Origin of the sequence: Kitasatospora sp. NPDC048194, assembly GCF_043202455.1 — a bacterium.
Classification (GTDB): domain Bacteria; phylum Actinomycetota; class Actinomycetes; order Streptomycetales; family Streptomycetaceae; genus Kitasatospora.
Genome location: NZ_JBIDAK010000071.1, coordinates 1 through 3,616 on the forward strand (window position 1 = coordinate 1; position 3,616 = coordinate 3,616).

Here is a 3,616-nt window from a genome sequence, read left to right on the forward strand (position 1 = left end):
ACCTTGGCCCACAGGTGGTTCATCATCCCCGAGCGCTGGACCATCGCGCCCTTCGGCCGGCCCGTCGAACCCGAGGTGAACATCACGTACGCCAGGTCCAGCGGTCGCCCCACCGGCTGGGGCAGAGCCCGTCCGGCGAGCGACTGCTCGAGCCCGAGGACGGTCGCCGCGCCGTCGGCGACGAGTGCGGCGGCCTGCTCGCCGTACCCGGCGCCGGCCAGCAGGTGGGAGGCCCCGCTGTCGGCCAGCAGGGCGGCGTTGCGGGCGGCGGGCGCCGCCGGGTCCAACGGCAGGTACGCGGCGCCGGCGCCGAGGACGCCGAGCACGCCGGCGACGAAGGACACGCCGGGTTCCGCGAGCATCGCCACGACCGAACCGGTGCCCACCCCGGCCGCGGCGAGGGACGCGGACAGGCCGCCGGCCGACTCGACCAGCTCCCGGTAGTCCAGGGCTCCGCTGCCGTCCCGGACGGCGACGGCCTCGGGGGTGCGCTCGGCGACCGTACGGACCCGCTCGACCACGCCGAGGCTCTCCTCGGCGACGGACGGTTCCCAGCTGCCGAGCAGTCCGCCCAGCTCGCCGGGCGTGCCGGCACCGGTGAGGTCGGTCGGCGCGGTGACGTCGATCCGGCCGAGCGGCAGCCCGGGCCGTTCGGCGACGGTGCGCAGCAGGTGCAGCAGGATCCGGGCGACGCGCTCGACCTCGGCGGGGGTGAACAGCGCCGGGTGGTAGTCCAGGCGCAGGCTGAGCGCCTCCCCGGGGTGGACGACCAGGCTGAGCGGGTGGTGCCGGGCGTCCCGGGCCTCGGCACGGACCACCCGGGGCCCGTCGCCGCCGGCGAGGGCCTGCTCGTCCAGCGGGAAGTTCTCGAACAGCACCACGGTGTCGAAGGCCTCGCCGGAGAGGCCGGCGGCCTGGTGGATCGCGGCGAGCCCGAGGTGCTCGTGCGGGAGCAGCGCGGACTGCTGCTCCTGGAGGGCGTGCAGCAGTTCGGCGAGGGTGGCGCCGGGGTGCAGCCGGGCCCGGACCGGCACGGTGGTGAGGAACATGCCGATCATGGCCTCGACGTCCGGTACCTCGGCGGGGCGGCCGGAGGTGACGGCGCCGAAGACGACGTCCTGGCGGCCGGTGAGCCGGCCGAGCAGCAGGGCCCAGCAGCCCTGGACAACGGTGTTGAGGGTCAGGCCCCGGCCGCGGGCCCAGTCGGCGAGGGCGGCGGTCAGCTCGCGCGGGACCTCGGTGCGGACGGCCTCCGGCAGCGCCGGGCGCCTGGCCGGGTCCGCCGGGACCAGCAGGGTGGGCTCCGGCAGGTCGGCCAGCGCCTCCCGCCAGGCGCCCCGCGCCGCCTCGCGGTCCTGGGCGGCCAGCCAGGCGAGGTAGCTGCGGTACGGCGCCGGGTCGGCCAGCGGGGTGCCGGCGGTGCCCGGCGCGGCGCCCGGCCCGGTGCGCCGGACGGACCCGAGCGCGAACAGCTCGCGGACCAGCAGCGGCATCGACCAGCCGTCGACCAGGATGTGGTGGCTGGTCCAGATGAACCGGTGCCGGCCCTCCCCGTGGGTGACCAGGGCGAAGCGCAGCAGCGGCGGCGCGGCGAGGTCGAAGCGGCGGGTGCGTTCGGCCTCGGTGATCCGGGCCAGTTCCTCGGCCCGGGCGGGCTCCGGCAGGCCGGTCAGGTCGGCCTCGGACCACGGGAGTTCGGCGTGCCGGGGGATCAGCTGCACCGGCTCCCCGGCGGCCCGGGCGCGGAAGGCGGCGCGCAGGTTGGGGTGCCGGTCGAGCAGGGCCTGTCCGGCGGCGCGCAGGGCGGCCGGGTCGAGCTCGCCCTCGATGTCGGCGACGATCTGCAGGGTGTACACGTCGACGTCGCTCGCGGCCGCGTCGTAGTCGGCGTGGAAGAGCATGCCCTGCTGGAGCGGGGTGAGCGGCAGCACGTCGGCCAACGCGGTGCCGGCCTCGGCGAGTTCGGTCTCGTACTCGTCGACCTCCGACTGGTCCAGCCGGACCAGCGGGAAGTCGGAGGGGGTGTGGCCGCCCGCCCCGGTGTGCCGGGCGAGCAGTTCGAGGGCGCGGAACCAGGTCCCGGCGACATCCCGGGCGTCCTCCTCGGCGACGGTCAGGCCGGCCCAGGACCAGTTGGCGATCAGGTGCGGGCCGTCCCGGCGGTCCTCGGTGGCCGGGGTGACGTCCAGCAGGTGCGGCAGCGGCATGGCGGGGTGGGCGCCGGTGCCGACCACGCCGTCGCCGCCGGCCGGCTCCCAGAGGCCGTCGGTGCGGGCGTCGAAGCGGCCCATGTAGTTGAAGCCGATCTGCGGCTCGGGGCGGCCGGCGAGGACGCGGGCGGCGTGCGGGTTGAGGTAGCGCAGCAGGCCGTAGCCGACGCCCTTGTCGGGCAGGGCGCGCAGCTGTTCCTTGATCCGCTTGAGCGCGGCGGCCAGTGCGGGGCCGCCGGACCACAGCTCGTCCCAGTCCAGCGGGCCGGGGTCGAGCCGGACCGGGAAGGCGGCGGTGAACCAGCCGACGGTACGGGACAGGTCGAGGCTGTCGGCGAGCTGCTCGCGGCCGTGGCCCTCCAGCTCGACCAGGGCCGGGGTGTGGTGGGCGTGGCCGTGGCGGCGGCGCCAGTCGGCGACGGCCAGCGCGAGGCCGGTCAGCAGCACGTCGTTGACCTCGGCGTGGAAGGCCGCCGGGACGTCGGTGAGCAGCGGTCCGGTGACCTCGGGGCCGAGTTCCAGGCGCAGGGTGCGCCGGGTGCCGTACACGTCGACGGCCGGGTCGAGCCGGCGGGTGCCGACCAGCGGGTCCGGGCCGTCCAGCACCGACTGCCAGAGGGCCAGTTCGGCGCCCCGGTGCTGGGTGCGGGCCTGTTCGGCGAGCAGCCGGGACCAGGCGCGGTAGGAGGTGCCGACCGGGTCCAGGGCCGGGGCGCGGCCGTCGGCCAGCGCGGTGCAGACGGCGGCCAGGTCGGGCAGCAGGATGCGCCAGGAGACGCCGTCGACGACCAGGTGGTGGGCGCAGAGCAGCAGGTGGGCGTGGTCGGCGCCGGGTGCGGCGGGGACCAGCACGGCCTGCAGCAGCACGGCGACGCCGGGGTCGAGCCGGGCGCGCGCGGCGGCGGCCAGCTGCTCGGCGGAGCGCGGCGCGTCCGCCTCGCCGGGTTCGGCGGTGGCGACCATCCGGACGTCGTTCAGCGCGCCGGGGGCGAGCGCCTCCAGGTGCCACAGGCCGGGGGAGGGCTCGGTGGCCCGGGTGCGCAGCGCGTCGTGGTGGTCGACCAGCACGTGCAGGGCGGTGTCGAGCAGGTCGGCGTCCAGCCCGGCCGGGATCCGGACCAGCAGGTGCTGGCTGTACTCGGCCATCGGGCCGCTGAGACTGCGGGTGTCCTCGTGCAACTCGGCGATGATCGGGGTGAGTTCGTACGGTCCGGTGCCGCCCTCCTCCGGACCGGCCGCCGGTTCGGTCGCGGTGGCGGTGGTGCTGCCGGCGATCCGGGCCAGCGCCGCGACGGTCTTGTGGGTGAACATGTCCCGGGTGGTGAGGGTGAGTCCGGCCTTGCGGGCGCGGCTGACCACCTGGATGGAGCGGATGGAGTCGCCGCCGAGGGCGAAGAAGTCCTCGT

General features: G+C 76.5%; 1 protein-coding gene. It reads right to left on the reverse strand.

What is annotated here, in order from left to right:
• The coding region (locus tag ACGF07_RS35540; protein WP_392905808.1) for a condensation domain-containing protein at window positions 1–3,616 on the reverse strand (3,616 nt) is incomplete at both ends.